This is a genomic window from Streptomyces sp. NPDC007917, from assembly GCF_042959105.1.
Taxonomy (GTDB): Bacteria; Actinomycetota; Actinomycetes; order Streptomycetales; family Streptomycetaceae; genus Streptomyces.
In genome coordinates, this window is sequence record NZ_JBIBKK010000013.1 from 238,702 (window position 1) to 262,928 (window position 24,227).

12 protein-coding genes, 1 tRNA gene and 3 pseudogenes are annotated in these 24,227 nt (G+C 69.1%); 12 read left to right on the forward strand and 4 right to left on the reverse strand.

All coding sequences use genetic code 11. The features are described 5' to 3' along the window. Positions 1–65: 65 nt before the first annotated feature. Together ACFZDL_RS26405 and ACFZDL_RS26410 are read right to left on the reverse strand one after the other, a co-directional pair. Entirely contained in the window at positions 66–197 is a 132-nt protein-coding gene (locus ACFZDL_RS26405; protein ID WP_353592629.1) for a DUF397 domain-containing protein, read from the reverse strand. Beyond that, positions 194–989 (reverse strand): annotated as a pseudogene (locus ACFZDL_RS26410) (helix-turn-helix domain-containing protein). Before ACFZDL_RS26410 ends, ACFZDL_RS26405 begins: the two are co-directional and overlap by 4 nt. Positions 990–1,674: 685 nt before the next feature. Here ACFZDL_RS26410 and ACFZDL_RS26415 point away from each other — a divergent pair. The 9 genes and pseudogenes from ACFZDL_RS26415 to ACFZDL_RS26455 all read left to right on the forward strand — a co-directional run. Then, complete coding sequence (locus tag ACFZDL_RS26415; RefSeq protein WP_353592630.1) at positions 1,675–2,964, forward strand: DUF262 domain-containing protein; 1,290 nt, start codon at positions 1,675–1,677, stop codon at positions 2,962–2,964. Continuing rightward, on the forward strand, positions 2,961–4,148 hold the full coding sequence (locus tag ACFZDL_RS26420; RefSeq protein WP_353592631.1) for a DUF3696 domain-containing protein: 1,188 nt from the start codon (positions 2,961–2,963) through the stop codon (positions 4,146–4,148). Before ACFZDL_RS26415 ends, ACFZDL_RS26420 begins: the two co-directional genes overlap by 4 nt. Before the next feature lie 54 nt (positions 4,149–4,202). After that, complete coding sequence (locus ACFZDL_RS26425; RefSeq protein ID WP_353592632.1) at positions 4,203–5,144, forward strand: hypothetical protein; 942 nt, start codon at positions 4,203–4,205, stop codon at positions 5,142–5,144. Between the two features lie 115 nt (positions 5,145–5,259). Then, the gene (locus tag ACFZDL_RS26430; RefSeq protein WP_353592633.1) at positions 5,260–12,036 is read left to right on the forward strand and encodes a DEAD/DEAH box helicase; all 6,777 of its coding nucleotides are present in this window, start codon (positions 5,260–5,262) and stop codon (positions 12,034–12,036) included. Next, the gene (locus ACFZDL_RS26435; protein ID WP_353592634.1) at positions 12,033–14,327 is read left to right on the forward strand and encodes a UvrD-helicase domain-containing protein; all 2,295 of its coding nucleotides are present in this window, start codon (positions 12,033–12,035) and stop codon (positions 14,325–14,327) included. Before ACFZDL_RS26430 ends, ACFZDL_RS26435 begins: the two co-directional genes overlap by 4 nt. A gap of 371 nt (positions 14,328–14,698) precedes the next feature. Then, a pseudogene (locus tag ACFZDL_RS26440) lies at positions 14,699–15,033 on the forward strand (TrmO family methyltransferase); the annotation flags it as partial. Positions 15,034–15,762: 729 nt separating this feature from the next. Next, complete coding sequence (locus ACFZDL_RS26445; protein ID WP_353592635.1) at positions 15,763–17,256, forward strand: hypothetical protein; 1,494 nt, start codon at positions 15,763–15,765, stop codon at positions 17,254–17,256. 1,103 nt (positions 17,257–18,359) lie between these two features. After that, positions 18,360–18,590, forward strand: coding sequence for a hypothetical protein (locus ACFZDL_RS26450; protein ID WP_353592636.1), 231 nt, complete (start codon positions 18,360–18,362; stop codon positions 18,588–18,590). Positions 18,591–19,194: 604 nt separating this feature from the next. Beyond that, positions 19,195–19,626 (forward strand): annotated as a pseudogene (locus tag ACFZDL_RS26455) (recombinase family protein); the annotation flags it as partial. Positions 19,627–19,695: 69 nt separating this feature from the next. On the opposite strand, the gene ACFZDL_RS26460 reads toward ACFZDL_RS26455, so the two are convergent. Together ACFZDL_RS26460 and ACFZDL_RS26465 are read right to left on the reverse strand one after the other, a co-directional pair. Then, positions 19,696–20,277, reverse strand: a complete 582-nt coding sequence (locus tag ACFZDL_RS26460; protein ID WP_353592637.1) for a hypothetical protein — start codon at positions 20,275–20,277, stop codon at positions 19,696–19,698. Between the two features lie 272 nt (positions 20,278–20,549). Further along, positions 20,550–20,621 (reverse strand) — tRNA-Arg (locus tag ACFZDL_RS26465). A 259-nt stretch (positions 20,622–20,880) separates the two neighbouring features. On the opposite strand from ACFZDL_RS26465, the gene ACFZDL_RS26470 reads away from it, so the two are divergent. The 3 genes from ACFZDL_RS26470 to lysA all read left to right on the forward strand — a co-directional run bounded on the left by ACFZDL_RS26470 (position 20,881) and on the right by lysA (position 24,086). After that, the gene (locus ACFZDL_RS26470) at positions 20,881–21,309 is read left to right on the forward strand and encodes a response regulator (protein WP_353592638.1); all 429 of its coding nucleotides are present in this window, start codon (positions 20,881–20,883) and stop codon (positions 21,307–21,309) included. Positions 21,310–21,646: 337 nt separating this feature from the next. Next, on the forward strand, positions 21,647–22,675 hold the full coding sequence (gene nrtL, locus ACFZDL_RS26475; protein ID WP_353592639.1) for an ArgS-related anticodon-binding protein NrtL: 1,029 nt from the start codon (positions 21,647–21,649) through the stop codon (positions 22,673–22,675). Between the two features lie 19 nt (positions 22,676–22,694). After that, positions 22,695–24,086, forward strand: coding sequence for a diaminopimelate decarboxylase (gene lysA / locus ACFZDL_RS26480; RefSeq protein WP_353592640.1), 1,392 nt, complete (start codon positions 22,695–22,697; stop codon positions 24,084–24,086). Positions 24,087–24,227: the final 141 nt, after the last annotated feature.

Below are 24,227 nucleotides of genomic sequence, written 5' to 3' on the forward strand. Positions count from 1 at the left end.
CGTGAGGGTCAGCCTTGGGCGGCGTATTTGATGAAGTCGGTCCACGCGGTGGGGGAGAGGGTGAGTTAGGGGCTCCGCTGGTCCTTGGAGTCCCGAACATGGATCGCGTGCGTGCCCTTCGCCACCTCGACGCAGTCGTCACCGTCGGAACCGCTGTAGCTGCTCTTGAACCAAGCCCGTTCGTCGATGCTGCTCATAGCGCTGCTCGAAGTTGCTTCTGCAGGCTTTTGGAGTCCTCGGAGGTAAGCCTGTGAACGCAGTTTCGCATACCGCTGGAGTGTGATGCTGACCTCCTTCGGGCTTGAGATCAGCATGCCGTCGCGCGGTCCTTCCGCGTAGCCGAACCACTTGTTGTCCTGCGCTTCGAGGAGCCTCAACGGGCCGTCGAACCCCGCGTGATCCGGCTGGTATCGCGGCATGATCTGCAACTCGACGTTGAACTGCAACGACCGCTCCAGCAGATGGTCGAGCTGCTCCCGCGTCACGTCATGGCCGCCCTTACCACGCTCGATGAGCGCCTGTTCAACGATGAAGCTGAACGCGATCGGTGGTTTGCGATCGAACAGATGATGGCGCTCCAAGCGAGCCGTAACCCGCTCGGTTACCTGCTCCTCGTCCTTCACGGCGGGCACGCTTTCTGTCACGGCTCGCGCGTATCGCTCGGTCTGGAGCAACGCCGGAATCACTCGGCACTCGTAGGTCCACAAGGTCACCGCTTGCGTCTCCAGGCGAGCCCACTGCCGGAACCAGCTCGCCAAGCCCGCCTGTCGCGACAGATGCGGCGCGGCCCTTCGCAGCGCTCCCGTGTTGCCGAGCGGCACCTCCGCGCGCTCCACAAAGTCGCGGTCCGGCATCCGGCGGCCCTGCTCGACCGAGGCGACCCTGTGCTCCGAGAAGCCGACCAGGGCGCCGAACTCCTCACGGCTCAGGCCCGCGTGCTCCCGTAGGGCCTGGACGACCGCGCCGAAGGTGCGCAGACTGTCCGACACCCCCGGTTCTGCGCCACCCGCCCGCCGTAACGCTTCTGACCTCGGCCATCGTCACGCATTGTGATGCACGCTGTCCACCGAATGTGTGCGTATTGTGACTCAGTGTACGCGAGGTGACCCTGGTGAATCCGTCCGATCCGGCGTCATGTTGGGCATATGGTAACTCCGTCCATCACAGCAATCCGCCAAGCGCCCTTCACCGTACGTGTGTTCACCATCTGGTTCAGCTGTACCCCCCGCAGCGCCCCTCGCCCGCTGGCTCGCGCTGCACCAGCTCGACGTCTGGGCATGCCGCACAGCAGCGAGGCGTCCGACACCGCCGCCCTGCTCGTCGCCGGACTCGCCACCAACGCCGTCACGCACGCCGCGTCCCCGGCCGGGACTTCGAGGTCGCCCTCAAGCTCCTCGGCCGGCCCCTGCGGTCTCCGACACCCGGGGCGAACTCCGACCTCCCGGCCCCGGCGCTCCTGGCCGCTCGCGGAGACCGGCCGGGGCATGCTCCTCATGGAGGCACTCGCTGACCGGTGGGACATCCTCGACCGCGTCCCGTCGGCAAGACCGTCGTCGCCGAGCTGGATCTACGACGCTGACGGCGCCGCCAGACCCGGTCGGCTCGCTGACAGGCCACGACGCCGTCTATAGGCTTGCCGGGCACGGCATCGGGCGGCGGAGGGCAGCGGAAAGTATGGCGGACCTGGAGGACAGCGGCGGCGACCGGAGCGCCGGACGGAGCCAGCCGTCAGGGCCCCGGGGGTACGCCGTGCCGGAGGACGTCGACGGCGAGCAGGACGCGCTCTTCCTGCCGCTGGGGCCGCCCCTCGAAATCGGGTCCGACGGCCGGCCGACCGGCGTCGAGCTGGAGCTCCCCTCTGACGAGGAGGACGAGGCCTACAGCGACGCCGACGGCATCTCCGCCCCGTTCCCGCCCGACAGCATCAAGATCCATACGGAGACCACCACCGTGGACCTGCTGCTGTCCCGGCTGCGGGAGGGCATGATCGACCTCGCCCCGGACTTCCAGCGCCGGGCCGGGATCTGGAGCGACCGTGCGCAGAGCCGTCTGATCGAGTCGCTGCTGCTGCGCATCCCGATCTCCAATTTCCACATGGCCCAGGACGACGAGGACAAGTGGGCCGTGGTGGACGGCGTCCAGCGGCTCACCGCCATCGCCCGGTTCATGGCGCCCGAGGTCACCGCCGATCTGGGCCCGCTGACCCTCCGGGGCATGGACTACCTCTGGAGATTGGACGGCAACACGTACCAGGACCTGACCGGGCGGCTGAAGATCCGGCTGCGCGAGACCCAGCTCACCGTCCACATCATGCAGCCGGGCACCCCGGAGGCCGTCAAACACAACGTGTTCTCCCGGATCAACACCACCGGTATGCGGCTGACGCAGCAGGAGCTGCGGCACGCGCTGGTACGGGGGTCGGCCCGGGAGTTCCTGGCGGACCTCGCTGAGGACCCGTCATTCGGCGAGGCCACGCTGTGGAGTGTGTCCAACGAGCGGATGGCCGACCGGGAGATGGTGCTGCGCTTCCTCGCCTTCCGCCTGACCAATCCGGCCGAGCACACCGAGAAGGACTTCGACCGCTTCCTCACCGACGTGATGTACCGGGTCAACAACCTCACCGAGCAGCGGCGGGAGCAGCTGACACGGGAGTTCCGGGTGGCCATGCGGTGCGCCAGGGACCTGTTCGGTGAGCAGGCCTTCCGCAAGTGGCGTGGTGGGTCGGGTCGTTCGCCCATCAACAAGGCCCTCTTCGAGACGATTGCCGTCCATCTTGCGCTGCTGGACGATCAGGAGCGGGACAGACTGGTAGCGTCTCGGGAAAACGTGCTCGACCGTTTCGCCGAGCTGATGAAGGACTGGGACTTCGACCGGTCGATCTCCATCGGCACCGGGGACCCGGCGAAGATCCGCACGAGATTCCAGTACGTGGCACGGCTGTTCCGAGGGGTGGCTGAACAGTGATCGACCGTCTGACGCTGCACAACTTCAAGGCGTTCCGCGACGCGTCCTTACCGCTGGGCCCGCTCACCCTCCTCACCGGGCTCAACTCGTCCGGCAAGAGCAGCGTCCTCCAGTCCCTCGCACTGCTGCGCCAGTCATACGAGGCGGGCGACCTGGCCGTTGCCGAGTACCTGCCCGAGGCACGACGGGATGGAATGACGGTCAGCGTCGCCAACCAGGGCTTCCTGCTCAACGGCGAACTCGTCGGCCTCGGCACCGGAGAGGACGTCCTGCACGAGGACTTTGCGGAGGACGAGGCCCGGATCGGCCTCGCCGTCGACGAGGGGCCGTACCACTACGGCTGGACCGTCGAGTACGAACCCGAGCAGAACCTGCTGCCGCTGCTCGACGTGGACCTGCCGTTCACCTCGGAGGGGTCCGCCGCGCCCACCGGGCCCGAGGCCGTGGCCCCGTCGTTCCTCACCGCCCCCTTCCAGTACCTGCACGCTGACCGGATCTCGCCCGCCGAGTTCTACCCGCGCGACCATCACGCGGCCATCGGCCGGGGCTTCCTCGGCGTACGCGGTGAGCACACCGTCAACTTCCTCCGCCACCACGCCCGGGACCAGGTCCCGGCGGGCCCCCTGCACCATCGGGACGTCGAGTCCGACCTCCTGCGCGACCAGGCCGCCGCCTGGATGGGCGACCTGTGCCCCGGGGTGGACATCCAGGCGGACCCCATCAAGGGCGCCGACGCCGTACGCCTCTCGTACGGGTTCCAGGGCACGCTCGGCCCCACCCGGCGCCGACGGCCCAGCAACGTCGGCTTCGGCCTCACCTACGTCCTGCCGATCGTGGTGGCCTGCCTCACCGCCCGCCCCGGCTCCATGATCCTCCTGGAGAACCCGGAGGCGCACCTCCACCCGCACGGCCAGACGCAGATGGCGGCGCTCGCCGCGGCCGCCGCCGCACAGGGCGCGCAGGTGATCATGGAGACGCACAGCGACCACGTCATCAACGGCGTGCGGCTCGCCGTCAAGCAGGGGCGGATTACCCCAGGACAGGCGATATTCCACTACTTCCGCGGCGACGGCACCGGCGTGGAGGTCGTCAGCCCGAGGATTGACGCGGACGGCATGCTCGACCAATGGCCCACCGGGTTCTTCGACGAGCTGGAGAACACGCTCGACCAGCTCATCGGCTGACGTACCCGCCTGGGGAGGGCGGGGCAAGGCGCACACCATCGCGGAGGGGGAGACGTGCCGCAGCTGTTCCTGAACGAGAAGTCCTGTGAGACGACGGCCGATCCGGAGCGGGTCAACCGCGCCATGACCGAGATGGTCAGGGCCGTGCTCGCGGTGGCTAGGGAGGACCGGGCGGGGACCCGGCTCTTCTCCCGGGAGCCCGTCAACGCGTTACAGCTGGCCCAGGGCCACGCCATCGGCAAGTGGATCGGCACCCCGGGTGCCAGGGACCTCTGGGTGCGCTTGCTCCAGATGCAGACCAAGTGGCCCCACCGGGAAGCCTTCCCCGAGGGGGAGACCTACTCCGACGTTGAGTACCGGCACGATGGGGAAACGGTCGAGGGGCTCGGATCAGCACACTTGACCGGCGGCCTCGCCGTCTCTCTGCTGATCGAGCCGTGCTGGGACGCCGACCGGCTCACCCTCGTCCGGGAGGAACTCCTCGACGACGAGGACGGCGGCTCCGCCCTCACCGACGTCGAGGTGGAGCACGCCGCCAGGCGGGAGCACGTGGCCACCCACCTGTCGTGGATCCGGCGCGGCGCGGACACCGTACGGCAGAAGGCCGTCGAAGGCCTGAGGTCCGGCACCGAGCTGTGGGGCCTGAAGTCGGAGCTCTTCCCGCTCCTCCAGTTCACGCGGCTCGCTGAGCAGCACTTCGTCGAACTCCCCGAGGTGTGGGTGCGGCCGGTGGGCGAGCGGCTCGGAGAGCTCCAGGACGCGGTCAGCGACTGGGACCCGGACCGGCAGCCCATCTCGCCCCAGTGGCGTTCCTACGTGCGGACCGAGTTCGAGGCCCGTCGGCGCCTGTGCTGGTTCACCGACGACGACGGCGAGAACCACCTGTTCGACTGGCACTGCGACTTCCTGCCGACGCCGGGCCGGATGCACTTCCGGCTGATCCACGAGGAGCGCACCCTGCGCATCGCGTACGTCGGGCGGAAACTCGGCAAGTGATCCGTCCCGGAGCCGCCCCACCTCCCTCGATACCGTAGGGCGGTGAACGGGCGCCCCCGGCATGCCCGCCTCGCCTCGGCATGACCAGCCCCACCAGCACCAAGGAGGACCGCGCGTGCGTCCCACCCTCGCCGCCGACCAGGTACGGGCCAGCCTGAGCCAGTACCTCGCGACGACGTACGCGCTGGCCGACGAGAGCACCCGCCGCGCCCTGGAGAACTTCCTCGGCGACGCCGAGGACGGGATCTTCCGCGGCCCCTACCTCCGTATCCGCACCCCCTTCCGGAGTGCCGAGAGCGACGACTGGCAGCGGCACCTGACCTGGTGGCCCCGCGACTTCACCCCGCACCGGCACCAGGAGCTGGCCTGGGAGAGGCTGTCCACACTGCATGGTCCGGCGCGGCCCACCCTCGTCACCACCGGCACCGGGTCCGGGAAGACCGAGTCGTTCCTGATCCCGCTGCTCGACCACTGCCGCCGGGAGCGCGAGGCGGGCCGGGAGGGCGTCAAGGCGATCCTGCTCTACCCCATGAACGCGCTCGCCACCGACCAGGCCCACCGCATCAACAAACGGCTCGACGACGCCAAGGACACCCGGCTGAGCGACGCCGGCGTGCGGGCTGCGCTCTACATCGGCGACAAACCGTCCCAGGAGTTCAAGCAGGCCAATCCCGCGGTCGCCGTCGACCGGGACGAGATCCGGCGCACCAGGCCGGACATCCTGATCACCAACTACAAGATGCTCGACCTGCTCCTCCAGCGGCCCGAGGACCAACGGTTGTGGCAGGATTCCGCGCTCGCGTACATCGTCCTCGACGAGTTCCACACCTACGACGGCGCCCAGGGCACGGACGTCGCCATGCTGCTTCGTCGGCTCGGATCCGTCACCGGAATCGCCGAACCGGGCCGCCCGCTGGGGCCTGTCTGCCCCGTCGCCACGTCGGCCACACTTGGCGAGAACAGCCCGAGTGCGGCCGCGCGTCCGGGTGGCGGACTCGGCATGCTGGAGGTCGCCGAGCAGGTCTTCGGCGTGCCGTTCCCGCCCGATTCGGTCGTCGGCGAGGACCGGCGCTCCACCAAGGACTTCACCGGCGAGTGCGATTTCACCCTGCCGTTCCCCTCGCCGCAGGAGGTCGTCGACCTCGGCGATCCCACCCGCGACCCGGGCGCCATGGACGACCTCGTCGCCGCGTTCACCGGCCTGAGCGGACCGAGCCCCGAGGAACTCGGGGCCGTCCTGCGCCGCCACCGGCTCACTGCCGCCGTCCTGGAGATCCTCGACGGCACCCCCAAGACCCTCGCTGAGATCACCGAGGTGCTGCCTCGCTATGCCTACCACTGGGGCATGGCCGTGCAGCAGCGGCCGCGCATCGCTGCCCAGGCGCTCGCCCGCTACATCGCCCTCCTGTCGTATGCCCGCGACCCGGAGCACCCCGGACGGCCGCTGCTGTCCGTCGAGATCCACCACTGGGTGCGGTCCGTCTCCCGCGTGCTGCGCGGCATCAGCGCTGCGCGGGCCGAGTTCCGCTGGGACGACGAGCGGGTGACCTCCGGCGGCGCACTGGTCCGGAAGGACCGGAGCCTGGCCGCCCGGCCGTCCCCGTACGACGGGGAGGAACCCACCGTACCGGCCGACGCGGCCGAGCAGGCCGCCGCACCGGCTGACGACAGTGCGCCGCCGCCCGCCGAGATCTTCCTGCCGGCCGTGTTCTGCCGCGAATGCGGACGCTCCGGCTGGGCCGCGTACTCGCCGGAGGTCGATCCTGCCGAACTCGAACTGAACGCCTCGAAGATCCGCCGAGCCTCGGTCGGCCGCGACAAGCGCCGGGTGCGCAACATGATCGCCGCGACACCGCAGGAAGTGCACGAGGCCGCCTTCGCGGCCGGGGCGGAACGTCGGCGCGGCGGTCCCGCCGTCATGGTTCTGGAAGGCGCCGACGGACGGCTGCGCCCCCTGTCGCCCGAGGCTGACCTCACCGCCCCGGCAGGCGGCGAGGGACCGCGCCGACCCAGGCCCCTTCACAACGCGGCGTTCGTCCACGCCGACCTCGACGGCGACCGAGCCGCCGAACGCGACCAGTGCCCCGCCTGCCGCACCTTCAACTCCATCCGCTACCTCGGCACCGGCCTGGCCGCGCTGGCCGCGGCCGCCGTCACCCAGCTCTTCACCGGCGGCGAACTGGACAAGAATCTGGGCGAGAATAAGACCCTCCTCTTCAACGACTCCGTCCAGGACGCCGCCCACCGTGCCGGATACGTCGCCAGCCGCTCGTACACGTTCTCGCTGCGTGCGCTGCTCGCCAGCCGCATCGACGAGGACGTCCCGATCACCTTGAGCGACCTGGCCGCGGACCTGATCGCCGACGTCGTGGACAGCAGGGCGGTGCAGGCTGCCGTCATCCCGCCGGACCTGCACCTGATCCGTGGCGTGGACACACTGCTCTCCGGTCGCAGTCGCGGTTCCCGGCCCACGTGGGAACTGATCGCACAGCGCCTGGCGTTCGCCACCGTCATGGAGTTCGGCCTGCGGTCCCGGCAGGGCCGCACTCTGGAGCTCACCCGCACCGTCGCCGCCGACGTGCCGCTCCCGGACCCCGACGCCGTCGCCGACCGCGTACGGGAAGCCCTTCTCACCACACCGGGAGAGATCGCACTGCCCGACGGATCGGCGCCCGGCCCCGACCGGTACATCGGTTTCGTCCGGGGACTGCTCGAACGGCTGCGCATCCGTGGCGCCGTTCGGCACGCCTGGCTGGACCCCTGGCTCGACCAGGCCGGGGTGCGCCGGTGGGCAATCTGGGGCGGCCGGGAACCCGGCATGCCGGCCTTCCCCCGCGGCGTCTCCGCGCCTGCCTTCCTGCTCGGCTCACCCAAGCAGGGCAGCGAGGACTTCGACGTCCTCACCGGCCGGCTCGGCTGGTACCAGGACTGGGCCGTACGCGCCCTCGGACTGCGCCGAGAGGCGGCCGCCGACTTCCTGACCCGGCTGCTGCCCGCGCTCGCCGACACCGGCGTTCTCTCCGTGCGTACCGCACTCGACGGTGCCACCCGCGTCTACGGACTCCAGCCCGGCCACATCCAGGTCCGCAGACTCGCCGACGACACGCTGCCCGACGCCACCGCGCACTGCCCGCGGTGTTTCTGGGAGCAGACCGTCCACCCCGACCTCGCCGACCAGTGGCACGGACAGCCCTGCCCCCGTTACCGCTGTGGGGGCGTCCTCGGCACGGGCCGCGACCTGGACAGCGGACTGCGGCAACGGGACTTCACCGACGACTTCTACCGGCGCATGTATCGCGAGGCCGGCGTCTTCACCATCAATACCGCCGAGCACACCGGCACACTCAGCCGCGCCAGGCGCGAGACGGTCGAGAAGGCCTTCCGCGAAGGCATCGACGTCCACTACGCCAACCCGCAGGTGCTGTCCTGCACCCCCACTCTCGAACTCGGCATCGACATCGGCGACCTGTCGGCCGTCGTCCTCGCCTCGCTGCCGAAGGGACCGGCCAACTACATCCAGCGCGTGGGCCGGGCGGGCCGCTCCACTGGCAACGCGTACCTGCTCACCATGGTCGACCGGGGCCCGCGCGACCGCTACTACCTGGAAGAACCCCGGCTCATGATCGCCGGGGACGTGCTGCCGCCCGGCTGCTACCTGTCCGCGGCCGAGATCCTGCGCCGCCAGTACCTGGCCCACCTTCTCGACCTCGCGGGCGCCGGACGGTTGGCCGCCCCCGACGGGACGCCACTGCGGCCGCTGCCCGGGCGCGCCACCGATCTGTTCGGGGCCTCGGCCTGGCAGGCCGAGTTCGTCGAAGCCGCGCTCGCTGGTGGAGAACGGCTCGTGCAGGGCTTCCTGGACCTGTTTCCCCCGTACGACGAGAGCCGCGGCACCGGCGTCAGTCCGCAGGCCCGCGCCGCCCTCGTCACGTACGCGACCGACCCCGGCGAGGAGGGACTGGGAGGCGCCCTGGAAGCCGCGTGCCGGCGCTGGGAGGACCGCCGCGCCGACCTGCAGCGCCGGACCGAAGCCATCGACCGGGCACACGGACTGCTCGTCGCCGGCGACCCCGACCACGAACGGCAGGGGCGCGAACTGCGCGCCGAGCGCCGGGACGTGGCACGCGTCTCCCGCGAGATCAGCCGCACCACCGCGCACGGAGCCCTTGTCGATCTCGGCCTGTTGCCGAACTACAGCCTGATCGACTCGGCCACCGAGCTGGAGGCCACCCTCACCTGGAGCGAGAAGACCGCCGACGGCACCCGCAAGAACCACAGCAAGACCCTCCGCCACAGCCGTCCCTCCCGCCTCGCTCTCTCCGAATTTGCCCCCGGCAACCACTACTACGCCCAGGGCTACAAGCACCGCGTCACCGGACTGGACATCGGCAGCCCCGGCCGCCCGGCCTGGCTCTGGTGGCGCATCTGCCCCGACTGCGGACATGTCCGCACCCACCGCGCCGAACAGGACGCCTCACCCTGCCCCCGCTGCCGGTCCGCGGCCATCGGAGACGTCGGCTGCCTGCACAAGGTCCTCGTGCCGCGCCGCGTCACCTCCCGGGACGAACGCGACGACGTCCGCGTACGCGACGACAGCGACGAGCGGGAGAGGCGGCACTACACCGTCGTCCCGGCCGTGGACATCGACGCGCGCGACGTCGAACAGGCGTGGAAACACGAACACGCCACCTTCGGCTGGGAGTTCACCCGGGAGGCGCACATCCGCCACATCAACGTCGGAGCCACCCGGGTGGACGGCGGGACGGACACGGCCTTCGCCGGACGGGAGGTCCGCCTCAACCCCTTCTGGGTCTGCGACGCGTGCGGCTTTGCCGATCCGGACGGCGGGCCCGCCGCGCACGACGCTGGCGACACGTCCGCGCACGGCAAGTACCACCGGCCCTGGTGCCCGCGACGGCGTGCCGGAGCCGACTCCGCACGACGGGGCGAGAGGGTTCTGCTCGCCCATGAGCTGCGCACCGACGCACTGCGCATCCTCATTCCTGCCGTCACCGCGCACACCCGGGAACGGCTCGTGTCCTTCAAGGCGCTGCTGCTGGCCGGTATCGCCCGCAGCTACGGCGGCGACCCCGATCATCTCTCGGTCGTTACCGATTCCATGCCTGAGGAACCCGGCGAGGCCGGGCTCCGCCGCCACTTCCTCGTGCTGTACGACATGCTTCCCGGCGGTACCGGATATCTGCACCGCCTCGCCGGCCGGGACGGTCTCAAGGGTGTCCTGGACGACGCCCGCCAGGTGATCGAGACCTGCGTGTGCGTGGGGCAGGGCCGGCCCGCGTGCCACCGCTGCCTGCTGCGGCACGTCACCGACAACGAGTACGAGCTCGTCTCCCGTGAGCACGCCCTCGACATGCTGGGTGAGCTGTTCGGCCGCACCGCGGACCGGTGGAGCGTCGAACCGGTTGCCACCACCCGGGACATCACCCTGGTGCACCAGGTGGAGAGCGAACTTGAGGCGCTCTTCCGGCGTGGGCTGCTGGAATGGGCCGAGCGGATGGACGAGGTCAGCGTCCGCACCGCGCTCACCGCCGACGGCACCAGGGACACGACCCTGCGCTTCACCGCACCCGACGGAACCGTCCGCGGCTGGCAGATGGACACCCAGACCCTGCTTGGCTTCACGCGGCCGGACGTGGTCTTCCACAGCACCGACGACGACCGTCGAGTGGCCGTCTATCTCGACGGATACCGCTACCACGCGAGCCCCGAGCACCTCATCGCCGAGGCGGACGCGGTGAAGCGCACCCGGCTGCGTGCAGAGGGCTGGCAGGTCTTCCAGCTCACCTGGGACGACGTGCAGGCATGGACGGGACAGACCAGGCCGCAGGCCGACCCCGTGTGGAAGCCTTACCCGAACACCGCGCAGAAGACGGCCATGGACGTCCACCGGCGCATGCACGCCGGAGATACCCGTGACCTGCCGCGCCTCGTGTGGGCCAATCCGGTCGAGACGCTGATCGGCTACCTCACCGACCCGGACCCCGCCGCATGGCGGCGCCGCACCCAGAGCGCGCTCGCGGGTTTCGCCGCCGTGTCGGCGACCAGCAGAGCTCTGGCCGACGGCGAGGAGATTGGGCAAAGGATCAGCGAGGCGCTGCACGGGCGGCGGCTGGCCAAGGGACAGGGCGCCGTCCAGGTCATGGGGACCCGGGACGCGTCGGGGTGCCCGCTCACCGTCGTGCTCGACCTGCGCAGGGGGCAGACCGGGGCGGTCTGGACGGCGCTGACCGTGCTCGACGACAGCGCGCACGCGGTCACGGCCGACGAGGCCGCCCATCGCAGGCGCTGGCAGGCATGGCTCTACTGGAGCAACCTGCTCCAGTTCCTCGACGCGGGCGAGGGGGACGGGGTCCAGCTCACGGCAGGCATGCTGCCCGGATTCGACCCGGCCGAGATGGCGGTCACCGGCGGAGCCGGATGGCTCACCTCCCAGCGGCGGGCGCACGAACCTGTGGCGGACGGACGAGAGTCGGCAGCGGACCGGCAGAACGCCGAGGAGGCCCCCGCGGCCGTGCGCGATCCCGCCTGGGACGACGTCATCGAGTTCCTCATCGACGATCCCGGCCTGCCCGCTCTCGCCCGGGCCCTCGCCGACCAGGGCCTGCCCGCGCCGGAGGCCGGCTACGAACTGGGAGCAGCCGCCTGGCCCGCCGAACTCGCATGGCCTGCCCAGCGCGTTGGCGTCGTCCTCGCGCACCGTCCGGACCCGGGCAGCGAACGGGACATCGACGCCGAGCAACGGGACCTGGCCTACCGGGAGGCGGGCTGGCAGGTCCGCACCGCGACGGAATGGGACGCCGACGAACTCGCCGGGCTGGTGAGCGGCGACGCCGACAGGGCGACGAACGATCACGAGGAGAACGAGCGATGACGGTTACCGGCGCGCCGAGGACGGGTGTGACCCTGCGCCTGCTCGACAAGGCCGACAAGGAAATCGTCAAACTGGACCGTGCGGTCCTCGGGGCGTTCTACAAGTTCCAACACGACTTCCGCCGCAACCCGGACGCCGGTGGATTCGACCTCAAGCAACTGGAAGGCCACGACCGGCTTTGGTCGGCACGCGTCAACCGCGAGTGGCGGGCCCTGATGATCCGCCTCGGTGGTGACGACTGGCTTCTCGTCTCGGTCAAGCACCGCAGCCACGTCCACAAGAACCTGGACCGGCTCAACTACGGCATCAACCACGTCACCGGCGCCATCGAGTACGTCGACCTCCAGGTCGTCGAGGAGAGCGTGCTGCGCCGTGAACTCACGCCGCCCGCCGCTCCCGCCCCAGCTCCGACGCCCGTCCCTGCTCCCGCTCGGGAACCGGCCCAGCCAGCGGCGCTGGAGGAGCCCCTCTTCGCCGCGTACACCGATGAGCAGCTCGCGGACCTCGGCGTCGCCGAACCGCTCATCCCGATCGTCCGGAAACTCACCACGGACGACGAACTGCTCGGCCTCACCGAGTACGCGCCCCGCCACACCGGGGAGGTACTCCTCCGGCTGCGCGACGGCGTTCCGTACGAAGCGGTCATGGAACAGGTCACCGCGCCGGTCGCCGTGACCGAACCGGAGAAGAACCTTGACACCGACGACTGGCAGTCGGCCGTCGACCGCTCCCAGAGCGTGGTGATCACCGACGACGAATCCCTGCAGAGCATCCTGGAGGAGGGAGACTTCGGGCGATGGAAGATCTTCCTCCACCCCACCCAGGAGAAGCTGGTCCACCGGCGCTACTCCGGCCCGGCCCGGGTCGGCGGCGGGCCGGGGACGGGCAAGACGATCGTTGCCCTCCACCGCGTGTGCTATCTGGTGCGAAAGCTCCTTCCTGGTCGCAACAAGCCCGTCCTGCTCACCACGTTCAACAGGAATCTCGCCGCAGACCTGCGGGCCCGGCTCCTCTCGCTCGGCGGCCCCGACGTGCTGGCCCGGGTCGACATCGCCCATGTCGACCAGCTCGCCACCCGCATCGTCAGCGAGGCCGACCCGGGCAACGCGAAGCGGCGGATCGACGACACGGCGGCGCTCCGCGAGTGGCGGGAGCTACTGGTAGAGGCGGGGGAGACCCGCTGGAGCGCCGAGTTCCTCAGCGACGAGTGGAACCAGGTCATCCTCGGCCAGGCCGTGACCTCCCGGAGCGACTACTTCGCCGTCCGGCGCGCCGGACGGGGACGCAGCGTCACCCGGGCCGAGCGCGCCGGTATCTGGCAGCTCGCCGAACGCTTCACCCAGCGGCTTGAGACCAAGAGGCTGGAGACCCACCGCCAGGTCGTGGAGCGGGCCGCGCGGCTGGAGATGGCCCGCAAGGCCAGGATCGACAGGCGGTCGGAGGAACGCGAGGAAAGGGGCGGCCTGCACAACCTCCACATCGAGGCCGGCTCCGGTGCCTGGCTGCGCTACCGGTACCGGCACATCGTGGTCGACGAGGCACAGGACCTCAGCGCCGCCCACTGGAAGATGCTGCGCGCCATGGTGCCGTCCGAGCCCGACGACATCTTCCTCGTCGGCGACACGCATCAGCGTATCTACGACAACCAAGTCACCCTTGGCAGCCTGGGCGTCCACATCCGCGGCCGGTCCTCCCGGCTGACACTCAGCTACCGCACGACTCGGGAGATTCTCCGCGACGCGATCCGGGTACTGGGCGACGCCGACTACGACGACCTCGACGGCAACGCCGACACTCTTGCCGGGTACCGCTCGGTCCTCCACGGCCAGACCCCGTCGCTGCGCGGTGCGCGGAGCTGGGACGAGGAGATGGACCTCGTCGTGGAGCAATTGCGGGCCTGGCACGACGTGCCTCGTGAGTCCACGGCCATCTGCGTCCCGACCAACGACATGGTCACCCAGCTCGCGGACCGCCTCGCCCGACGCGGCATCACTCCGACGGAGATCACCCAGGACGGGCCGCGCAACGACCAGGGCGTCCACATCGGCACCATGTACCGCTTCAAGGGACTGGAATACCGCTGTCTTATCATTGCCGGGGTGGCCGAAGGGCTCGTCCCCCGTGCCTCCGTGGACGCCTGGGAACACACGGACCCGAGCCGCCACCAGCGAGAACTGCACCGGGCGCGCTCACTGCTCTTCGTCGCGGCGACCCGCGCCCGTGACGCACTCGCCATCACCTGGCACGGTGAGCCGAGCCGCTTCCTGGCTCCGTTGCTTCCGCCCCGGTGAGAAGAAACGACCCTCTTTATCAACGGCGGAGTTCCATCTCGGCCGCGAAGCCCCGTTGTTTCCCGGGCACTATCCGGGAATTCCAATCCACTTGAGGCACTCAACTGCAAGCTGAACCGGATCAGCCTGAACGCCAGCTTCTTCCGTGACACGCTCTGGTGGCCTGGGCCGGTGAACTCCCGAGTGCCCCTCCTGCCGAACTTCTTGGTGTTACCGTCGACAGGCCTGTCATTTACGGCGTCGTTAAGGGTGTCGTATCCCCCGTCGTATCCCCGTCGTATCCGTGTGGGATCTTGGACGCGACGCCCTGTCTGACACAAGGCGCAGCACAAATCCGCTTCGAGCCACTGCCCCGCGAGGACGACTACATATCTCACCGGCTGGTTGTCCGGCATTTCCACAAGGCGTCACCGGATGACGTCGCCTTGCGTTCTCACAGCCCACGTAACAGCCCCCCGGTGACCGGCCACCGGAACCTTCGTGCATCGCAATTACCGCCGTCCGAATCAGCTCGCGGAGTCGTTTCCGCGGCTGTTGACGGTCTGCGGGGCTGGATCTCCATGTGACGGACCTGGACGTAATCGACGGCAGCCCGGTCTTCGATCTTGCGCCGTACTACACCGAGATGGGGCTTCGCAGTGAGGTCCGGGAGTCCGGCTGGCCCGGGGAGGTGCTCGCGGACTGCGGGGGTAACCAGCAGGGCTGAGGGTGGCGTCTTGTTGCGGAGGAAAGTCTTGGTGGGAGGGCGGTTCCGCTCTTCGTGAGGACGACGGTGTGGTGGTCGCGTTCTGGCCGCGATTATCGAGACCGTTGTGGCGGTGCCGGTTCTGGTCACATCTGCTCTGCTCGGTTCCGGTCTTATGGTCGACGGGCCGCTTGTGCTGCCGGGAGTGCGGGCTGCCGTAGGGTCCGGTTCGGGTCGACATCGCCGTGTCCAGCGTGGGCGTCACAGGGTTCGGAGCAGGCAGCGATGCATTCGCCGAGCATGTCGGACGGCGCACCGGTCGTGTTGTGGCGCTGGCGTGGTGGCGAGCCGGAGGCTCTTGCTCGTGCCCGGGCCGTCTTGGCCCATGCCCTGAGCGGTCTGGGGTATGACGGCGAGGTGGTGAGCGATGCTGGGCTGGTCGTATCGGAGTTGGTGGCGAACGCCGTCGAACACGGCCCCGTCCGGACGGGGCTGAATCAGACCAGAACTGAGACCAGCATCGTTGGCTGCCCATGTCGCATGAGCTCGGCGAGCTGCTCCCAATGGCCCGTTCGCCTTCGGCTCTGAGGTGGAAGCCCGCTCCTCCTTAGCCGCTACGAGCGGCCTTGCATTGCTGCCAGGCCGGCAGCCTTCCGATCGCCCTGAACGCCCTTTGTAGGTACGGCAGATGGTGTTTACTGCCTGTCAGGTGGGCTGATCACGCGGCGTGAGAATGAGCGGGAGGCAGCAGTGGAGCAAGTAGGGGGCGCAGAGGGCGCCTTCCTGGAACCGCCTGATGTCAGAAACGAGCTCTCTGGGCAGGTGGCTGGCCCGGCCATCCAAGCAGGGGCGATCCATGGCGACGTGAATATCACAATGACGGGCCCGCCGTCGGTAGCCGAGGCTACCGACGAGGCCCTTGCTGAGGATTTGCGCAGGTCGTCGCAGATCTGGCGAGCCCGGTTCTCCAGTGTCGACTTGGTCAACCTGCCACGGGTGGCGATGCTCACGCAGGGCAACGCGGTCGCGGCTGCGGCAAGGAGAGCCGGACTCGACAGCACGAGACCGTTTGGTGGGCAGGGGATGGCGCCGGGGGAGTTCGTCCGGATCGTTCGCCCCTTGTTCGAGACATGGGACGCGGAGGCGGTGACGCTCTGCGAGCGCACGGCAGAGAAGGTGCATCGTGGCCTTCTGGTCTCCTTCGAAAGCGCTATGCGCTGCAGCAATCCGCCCGAGGTTCCGCTGAAGGAGCCGACTGGAGTCCTGACTAAGGATCCCCACCTCGTCTTCCCTGTCGGGGCAAGGAAGGTGGTGATCACCTTCGACCCGCGTTGGCTGACAACGGCGACGGCGAATACAACGCTCCATGAAGCTGCTCGGGAGCCGCTGGTCTTCTCGGGTATCGGAACCGTGGCGTCGGTATCGGAAGAAGGGCACATTCGAATCTCCGCGCTCGTGTTCGGGCAGCCGGAAACCTTGGCGCAGGCTCAGTTTGATTATATAAAGAGATCTGTTCTGCCGGAGCCGCCCGGTTTGACGTTGGCGGACTTTCGTAACGAACTGTCAAGGTCGGAGCTGTCGCAGCTCTACGGGGATCAACCGCAGGGAAGGGAAACTGTGCGCCGTAAAGGTATCGCTCTGCTATTTGATGAAGATGAGGTGCTGCCCGGGCAGATCGACCGAGATGTGCTGACCCAGGTCTCGCGGGTCGTCCCCGAGTATCGGCGTGATCTGGGTATGGCCGTCGCGAGTCTACTTTTCGACGGTAACGGTGTTGCGGTCGCTGACCTCGCTGCTCATTTCCTTGCTCGGGAACCCGCACTCTGGAAGTCCCTCACGGTGCCTGGGCTTACTACTCTGATCCGGTCCCGTAGCCTCGCCGTCGCTACCGTATCTGGTCTCAGTGAGGAGCAGGCGGCGGACCTGCACGAGGCGATGCGTGAAGCGGTTACCAGTTACCTCGGATACGTCGAGGTAGACAGGAGCTTGCCCCTACATGAGCGGCTTCTTCCGGAGCACGATGACTACCATGTCGTCGGTGCCGAATTGCGATTGGTCTACAGCGCGGCAAGGCGCGCTCTCGACGAGGCCAATGGTGAGGACCTCGAAGCGCCGTTGGATGAATGGCGGCAGAGAGGGTTGTTTAGCTGCGTGGAATGGGAAGAAGATCTGGAACGGTCTGCGACCGAGCGAAAGGAGGCGTCGATGATTATGGAGGCTTGGCTGAACGCGCAGTCTGAATGATTCCCCCGGGCCGATCGATCAGGAACCCCATGCTATGACGCTCGGATTCCGGGATTTGAGGGGAGCCGACCCCCGGGGCTTCGGCGAAGTGATGTGCCGTCCGTTTCGTGATCATGCGAGTCCGAGGAGGGCGAGCCGCCTGCCGGCGTCGCGGGCATTGCGCCGCAGCCAGGGGGCGATGTTGGTGCTCCCTGCGAGGCGGAGAGCGTGCGTGAGTTGACCGCAAGTGGCTCGCTGGCGATCCCCCCGTCGTTTCCGTGTTCGTTACGGGGGCCGTTTCCCCGCTCGTCCTTGGAGACGACACCCTGTCGGTCCGGACGGCCGCAGGTCACGGGGCTGCGAGCCGCCGAGCCAGTGAGGGCGACTGTATATCGATAGAGTAAAGCATCTCGATCTACCCGGTCATGGCGCCCGGCCGCGGCCTGGTCTGACGCGTATTGCTGCGCGCTCTCGGCTGCCGAACTGCGGCGGATGCTCTCCCCGCGGGATGGTACATGGAGGGCGGGTTCTGAGGGGCTCTGTGGTGGGCAGGTGGGGAGCGGATCAGGTGCACCCCGCACCTGGGGTGCGGGCGCACCTCGGGGGCGGTTCCTGGGGTGCGGGCGGGTGCGCACGCTTCGCGGTTGTGGGTGCAGTGCGCCCACGGGGCGGGTGCGGCGGTTGCGGGGGCCGGGTGCGGGCATTCTGGGCGACCTGGCGGCTGACGCCGCCGGGTTTGGGTGGCCCGGGGTGCACCCCGGGTGCGGTGCACCCCCGTGCCTCGCAGTGGTCGCGGGCGCGCACCCGGTGGCCTGCACCCGGTGGGCATGCACCCGGTGCGGGAGATCGTGCCCGTTCGCCGTGGCCCAAGGTGGACCGCTACTGGCTCGCTGATAGCTCGGGTAAGGAACTGCTGGGGTCCCCGGTGCGGCTGCATGAGGTGCAGCCAGGGAGTGGACCCGGTCTGGTCGGTGGCAAAGACCTCCCCCTGGAATCTCTATTGATGACGTCAGCTCCAGACGGCCCGATCACAGCACCGAAGGTTCCAGATGGCGAACGTCCGCGACAGCCGAAACTCCGCTCCGTCAACGGCAACCACGGCAGCCCGGCGTCGGAGACCCAGCATGCAAGATCGCGGCCTTGACGACGCCGCCGAGATGGAGCGTCCATGGACCACGATCGTTCGCGACAACGCTGAAACGCGCAGTTCAGAGGGGTTGCGGACGGTCGTGGAGTACGTCGTCGTCGATGGTGAGGAGGCTCAGGCGCTGGCCCAGCGCCAGGGGGTCGCGATTCGTGAGGTGCTGGAGTGGTTGTACGCCGGTCGCAGCGCCCCGAAGACCGGCCACGCCTGAGCCTCCCCATCCCGGACCCTTGGGAGAGGGACAAGACATGTCAGGCACCCCGCCCTGCACTCGGCCGTGGGCGCAGCCCGTACCCGGCCGCCCCTGGTCCAGGGATGGCATTCCGGACGCCGCGGCGCTTCCGGTGACCGTCCCGGTGGCATGGCTCGGCCGGACCTCTACGGAGGAAGCTCAGGACCCCACCCTGTCGCTGCCCCGGCAGTTGCGTAACGCGAGAGCCGCGCTTCCGCCCGGCTGGGTGATCGTTGCCCATTTCTACGATGTGGAATCCGGACGCAAGGAGCTGCGCGAGCGGGGCAACTCCCTTGCGCACCAGCAATTCCAGATCCCCATTCCCCGTGACGGCAGCGTCGCTGATCTCCTCGACGAGGCACAGCGGCCCGACCGCCGCTTCGCCGCGGTCATCTGCGAGTCCATTGAACGTGTCGCGCGCCGGACCTACTTCGGGACCAAGATCGAGTATGAGCTGGAGCAGGCTGGCGTGGCCCTGTGTGCCGCCGACGAGCCGATCGTCACCGGCCCGCGAGCCAAACGCGCCACGCCCACGCTCACCCGGCGCGTCAAGCAGGCGGTCTCCGAGTGGTACGTGCTGCAGATGCTGGAGCTGTCGTGGGACGGCTTCATCGAGCATGTCTCCCAGGGCTGGAATGTGGGCAAGCCGCCCTACGGCTACCTCGCGGAGAAGGTCCCGCATCCCGTGCCGGCCCGCCGGGCCGAAGGCCGCACCAAGCACCGGCTCGTCCCGGACGCGTCCAGGGCCCCGGCCGTCACCTACATCTTCCAGCTCCGCGGACTGGACAAGCTCGGATATGACGCCATTGCTGACCGCCTGAACCTGGACCCCGTCGCGTACCCGCCCCCGGAACCCACCCGCCCCGACATGGCCCTCCACCGCTGGAGCGGTTCGGCCGTGCGAGAGATCTTGCGCAACCCCAAGTACACGGGCTACCAGGTCTGGAACCGCCGCTCGACGTCGAAAGGCGGCTGCTACAACGACCCCAAGGACTGGGTGTGGTCCCCGCAGCCCACTCACGAGCCGCTCGTCTCGAAAGAGCTGTTCGACGTGGCCTCCACCGTGGCGCGCAAGCGCCAGGGATCACGGACGGCCCACGGGCCCAACTCCCACCCGGCCACCCGGCGTTCCTACGTCCTCCGGTCGTACGTCATCTGCGAGATCTGCGACCGCCGCATGTTCGGCAAGAACCGCCACCAGATCTCCTACTACGCCTGCCAGGTCGACCCGAACGAACACCGGGACAGGCCCTGGTTCCGTGACCATCCCAAGAGCCTGTGGGTTCGTGAAGAGTTCTTGATCACACCCGTCTCCCGCTTCTTCGCCACACACGTCTTCGGCCCTGACCGGCGCACCCACCTCAAAGCCGCACTTGAAGCCGCTCGTGTCGCGGACGGGCCCGGCGACCGCACCGCGAAGGAACGCGCCGCGCTGGAGCAAGCCATCAAGGCCATCGGCGAGCGCCAGGCCCGCCTCATCCGCACGCTCGCCGACGGCGGGCCCGACCCCGATCAGGAGAAGGAATTCCGCGACGCGATCCGACAGGAGCACGCCGCTCTGGGCAGGCAGCGCACCGAGCTCGCTGAGCAGCTGGCCCGTCTGGAAGCCCCGAAACAGGCGGCACGCCCCGCCGACAGTGCGGCTCTGCTGGATGCGATCCCGCATCTCAACGTGGATCTTGCCCTGGTCCCGGAGGAGATCCAGCGGCGGCTCTACAACGCCTTCGGGCTGGAAGTCCGCTACAGTCGACCCCGCGAAGAAGTGACCCTACGGGTGACGATCCCGGGGCATCTGCTTGATGGACTGGTGGCGGTCACCCGTGAGCTGGACCCATGGAACAAAGAATCGGGTGCCCGCACCGAAGTGCTTGCACCCGATCATGGCACCCGGGACGGACAATCACGGCAAAACCGTCGTGTCCATTCCCATTCTCTGGGTGCCCCCGGCAGGATTCGAACCTGCGCACACGGCTCCGGAGGCCGTTGCTCTATCCCCTGAGCTACGGGGGCGGTGTCGCTGTTGTTTGCGGCGACGGGTAGAACCCTACCAGCTTGCCCGGGGTGGTCATGAACGCTTTTCGGGGGTGGCCGGCGGGTGGCCGATCGGGGTGGGTGGGGCAGGCGCTCGGTGGGGGTCTGGGTGGGGAGCGGAGGGGGGTATACCGCATCCGGGGCGCTGGCGGTGGGGTCTTGAGGAAAGGTCCCCCGCACGTGGCGGAAGTGGGCAAAACCCGGACGCAGCGCTGGGTGCGCGCCTACCCTTCGAGATGTGCCTGGCTTGTCCGGCCGGGTCCTTGTCGTCGACGACAACAAGGTCATCCGGCAGCTGATCAGGGTCAACCTCGAGCTTGAGGGTTTCGAGGTCGTGACCGCGGCCGATGGTGCCGAGTGCCTGGAGATCGTTCACCAGGTGCGGCCCGATGTGATCACTCTCGATGTCGTGATGCCCAGACTGGATGGGCTGCACACGGCGTCCCGGTTACGTGCCGATGCGCGTACGTGTCATGTGCCCGTCGCGATCATCAGCGCGTGTACGCAGTACGAAGTGGATAGCGGCATGGCTGCGGGGGTGGATGCGTTCCTTGCGAAACCCTTTGAGCCTGCCGCGCTGGTGAAGCTGGTGCGTCGGTTGATGACGCCAGGTGCCGGCGCCTCGGCACCTGGGGATGCGGAGCCCGTTGTGGGGCCCACGGGCTGAGTCTGTGGGCCTGGAGGCGGGGCACCGGGGTGGGCTGTCCCCTGTTCCGGTCCCCGTCCCCGTCCCCGTCTTCCACTGTCCCCGTCTTCGGCCTCCGCTGTCCTGGTCCCCGTCTCCGTCTTCGGTCTCCCCTGCCTCGGTCTCCCTGCCTGTCTTCAGTCTCCGCGCCCGGTTGTCGGCCGAGTCGGCGGCGGGGCGGCTTGGAGTGGGTGGGGGCGGGTGGGGCCTCGTGGGTGGTTCCGATCGTGCGCCGTGGTTCCGTCGGGGCGTTGTCCCCGCCGTCCGAGGGGCGAAACCCATTCGCGGGGGTGCCCCCCTCCTCCCATACGCTTGTGCCGTGACACCCGCCCAGCTCTCCCGCACCGTGCTGCAGACCGTGCGTCGTGCCGTCGAGGCCGACGAGCTGCGGGTGGCCGTGCTGCCGGAGCGGGTGAAGGTGCGGACTCCGCCGCGGGCGGGGTGTGGGGATTATGCGACTAATGTGGCGCTTCAGCTTGCCCGGGGTGTCGATGGCGGGGGGCCCGCGGTCGCCTTGCGGGTGGCCGAGGTGTTGCGGCGGCGGCTGGTGCGTACGCCTGGGATCGCCCAGGTGGAGATCGCCGGGCCCGGGTTTTTGAACATCACCGTCGATCCCGGTGGCCATGCCGCGCTCGTGCGCGGTGTGCTGGAGCGCGGGGCGGCCTACGGGCGCTCGGACGCGCTCGCCGGGACGCGGGTGCGGCTCGCTCCCGGGCGGGATGTGCGGGGGGCTGTCATCGGGGCCGTGGTGATGCGGCTGGTGGCCGTTTGTGGGGGAGAGGCCGGCGTGGCCGACGGCGGTGAGGTGCTTGTCGTGCGGCCCGCCGGAATCAGTGCTGAGGAGTTGCTCAGCCTGCTCGGGAGCGATGCCGCTCGCTGGGCGCTGCTGCGTGCCGCCGGCCACGATCTGCCCGATCTCGATCCCGGCCCGCTCCTCGCCCAGCGCGAGAGCAATCCGTTGTTCCGGGTGCGGTACGCCCATGCCCGGGTTCGGGCCCTCCTCAGGAATGGGCTCGATCTTGGGGTCGGCCCCGGCATCAGCCCTGACAGCAGCCCCGACGCTGCGTATGGCCATCCTGCTGAAGTCGCCCTCATCTCCCTCCTCGGCGACTACCCCCGCCTCCTCGAGTCCGCCGCCCGCCACCGCGCCCCCGACCGTCTCGCCCGGCACCTCGAAGCCACCGCCGACGCCTTCTTCCGCTTCCACGACGCGTGCCCGCCCCTGCCCCGCGGCGAGGAGAAACCCTCGGCCGCCCACCGTTCCCGGCTGGCCCTTGCCGAGGCCGCCGGGACGGTGCTGGCCGGCGGCCTGGACCTGCTCGGCATCAGCGCACCGGAACATCTGTGAGACACCTGAGGAAGACGCCATGAGCCGTTCCGCACACCCCGCCGGGCCCCGCCACGCCGATGTGCTGCCCGAGGGGCACTACATCGCGCCGCCCACCGATCTCAACGTCCTGGACCCGCGCGTATGGGCCCGTACGGTCGACCGTGACGCCGACGGGGTGGCCACCGTCGGTGGGGTGGACGTGAAGACGCTGGCCGAGGAGTTCGGGACGCCCGGGTACTTCCTCGACGAGGCCGACTTCCGGGCCCGCTGCCGGGCCTGGCGGGAGGCGTTCGGGGAGGACGCCGATGTGTTCTACGCCGGGAAGGCGTTCCTGTGCCGCGCCGTCGTGCGCTGGCTGAACGAGGAGGGGCTGAACCTCGACGTGTGCTCCGCCGGGGAGCTGGCGACCGCGCTGGCCGCGGGGATGCCGGCCGAGCGGATCGCCCTGCACGGGAACAACAAGAGCGAGGCGGAGATCCGCCGGGCCGTGGAGGCCGGGGTGGGGCGGATCGTGCTCGACTCGTTCCAGGAGATCGTGCGGGTCGCGCACATCGCCGAGCGGCTGGGCAAGCGGCAGCGGGTCCAGATCCGGGTGACGGTCGGCGTCGAGGCGCACACGCACGAGTTCATCGCGACCGCGCACGAGGACCAGAAGTTCGGCATTCCGCTGGCCGGCGGGCTGGCCGCGGAGGCCGTGCGGCGGGCGCTGAAGCTGGACGGACTTGAGCTGATCGGCGTCCACTCGCACATCGGGTCGCAGATCTTCGACACCTCCGGCTTCGAGGTGGCCGCCCACCGCGTGGTGGGGCTGCTCAAGGAGATCCGTGACGAGCACGGGGTCGAGCTGCCCGAGATCGACCTCGGTGGCGGCCTCGGCATCGCGTACACCTCCGAGGACGACCCCAGCGAGCCGCATCAGATCGCCAAGGCGCTGCGCGACATCGTCCACCGGGAGTGCGAGGCGGCCGGGCTGGCCGTGCCGCGTCTTTCGGTGGAGCCGGGGCGGGCGATCGCGGGGCCGACCACGTTCACGCTGTACGAGGTGGGGACGGTCAAGGAGCTGCCGGCGCTGCGGACGTACGTCAGTGTCGACGGCGGGATGTCCGACAACATCCGTACCGCGCTGTACGACGCCGAGTACTCGGTGGCGCTGGTCTCCCGTACCTCCACCGCAGAGCCGATGCTCTCCCGCGTCGTCGGCAAGCACTGCGAGTCCGGCGACATCGTCGTACGGGACGCCTTCCTGCCCGCCGACCTGGCGCCCGGGGACCTGATCGCGGTCCCGGCCACCGGCGCGTACTGCCGCTCCATGGCGAGCAACTACAACCACGCGCTCCGCCCGCCCGTCGTCGCAGTGAAGGACGGGCAGGCGCGCGAGATCGTCCGGCGCGAGACGGAGGAAGATCTTCTGCGGCTCGATGTCGGTTAGCCGAGTCGGTTGGCCGAGTCGTTGGCGGAGTCGGCTGGCCGGGCTGGCAGCTGGCTCGACCAGCGAGAAACAAATCTCGGATACTGGACCGGGGATAGAAAGTCCCGTCCAGTGAGTGAGACTGGTGCACCACCTAGATGG

What these genes read in the sequence shown, in the direction of transcription:
- ACFZDL_RS26405 (WP_353592629.1), bottom strand. Translation starts at nt 197, where the DNA reads ATGAGCAGCATCGACGAACGGGCTTGGTTCAAGAGCAGCTACAGCGGT.
- ACFZDL_RS26415 (WP_353592630.1), top strand. Translation starts at nt 1,675, where the DNA reads ATGGCGGACCTGGAGGACAGCGGCGGCGACCGGAGCGCCGGACGGAGC.
- ACFZDL_RS26435 (WP_353592634.1), top strand. Translation starts at nt 12,033, where the DNA reads ATGACGGTTACCGGCGCGCCGAGGACGGGTGTGACCCTGCGCCTGCTC.
- ACFZDL_RS26450 (WP_353592636.1), top strand. Translation starts at nt 18,360, where the DNA reads ATGCAAGATCGCGGCCTTGACGACGCCGCCGAGATGGAGCGTCCATGG.
- ACFZDL_RS26460 (WP_353592637.1), bottom strand. Translation starts at nt 20,277, where the DNA reads ATGCGGGATCGCATCCAGCAGAGCCGCACTGTCGGCGGGGCGTGCCGC.
- lysA (WP_353592640.1), top strand. Translation starts at nt 22,695, where the DNA reads ATGAGCCGTTCCGCACACCCCGCCGGGCCCCGCCACGCCGATGTGCTG.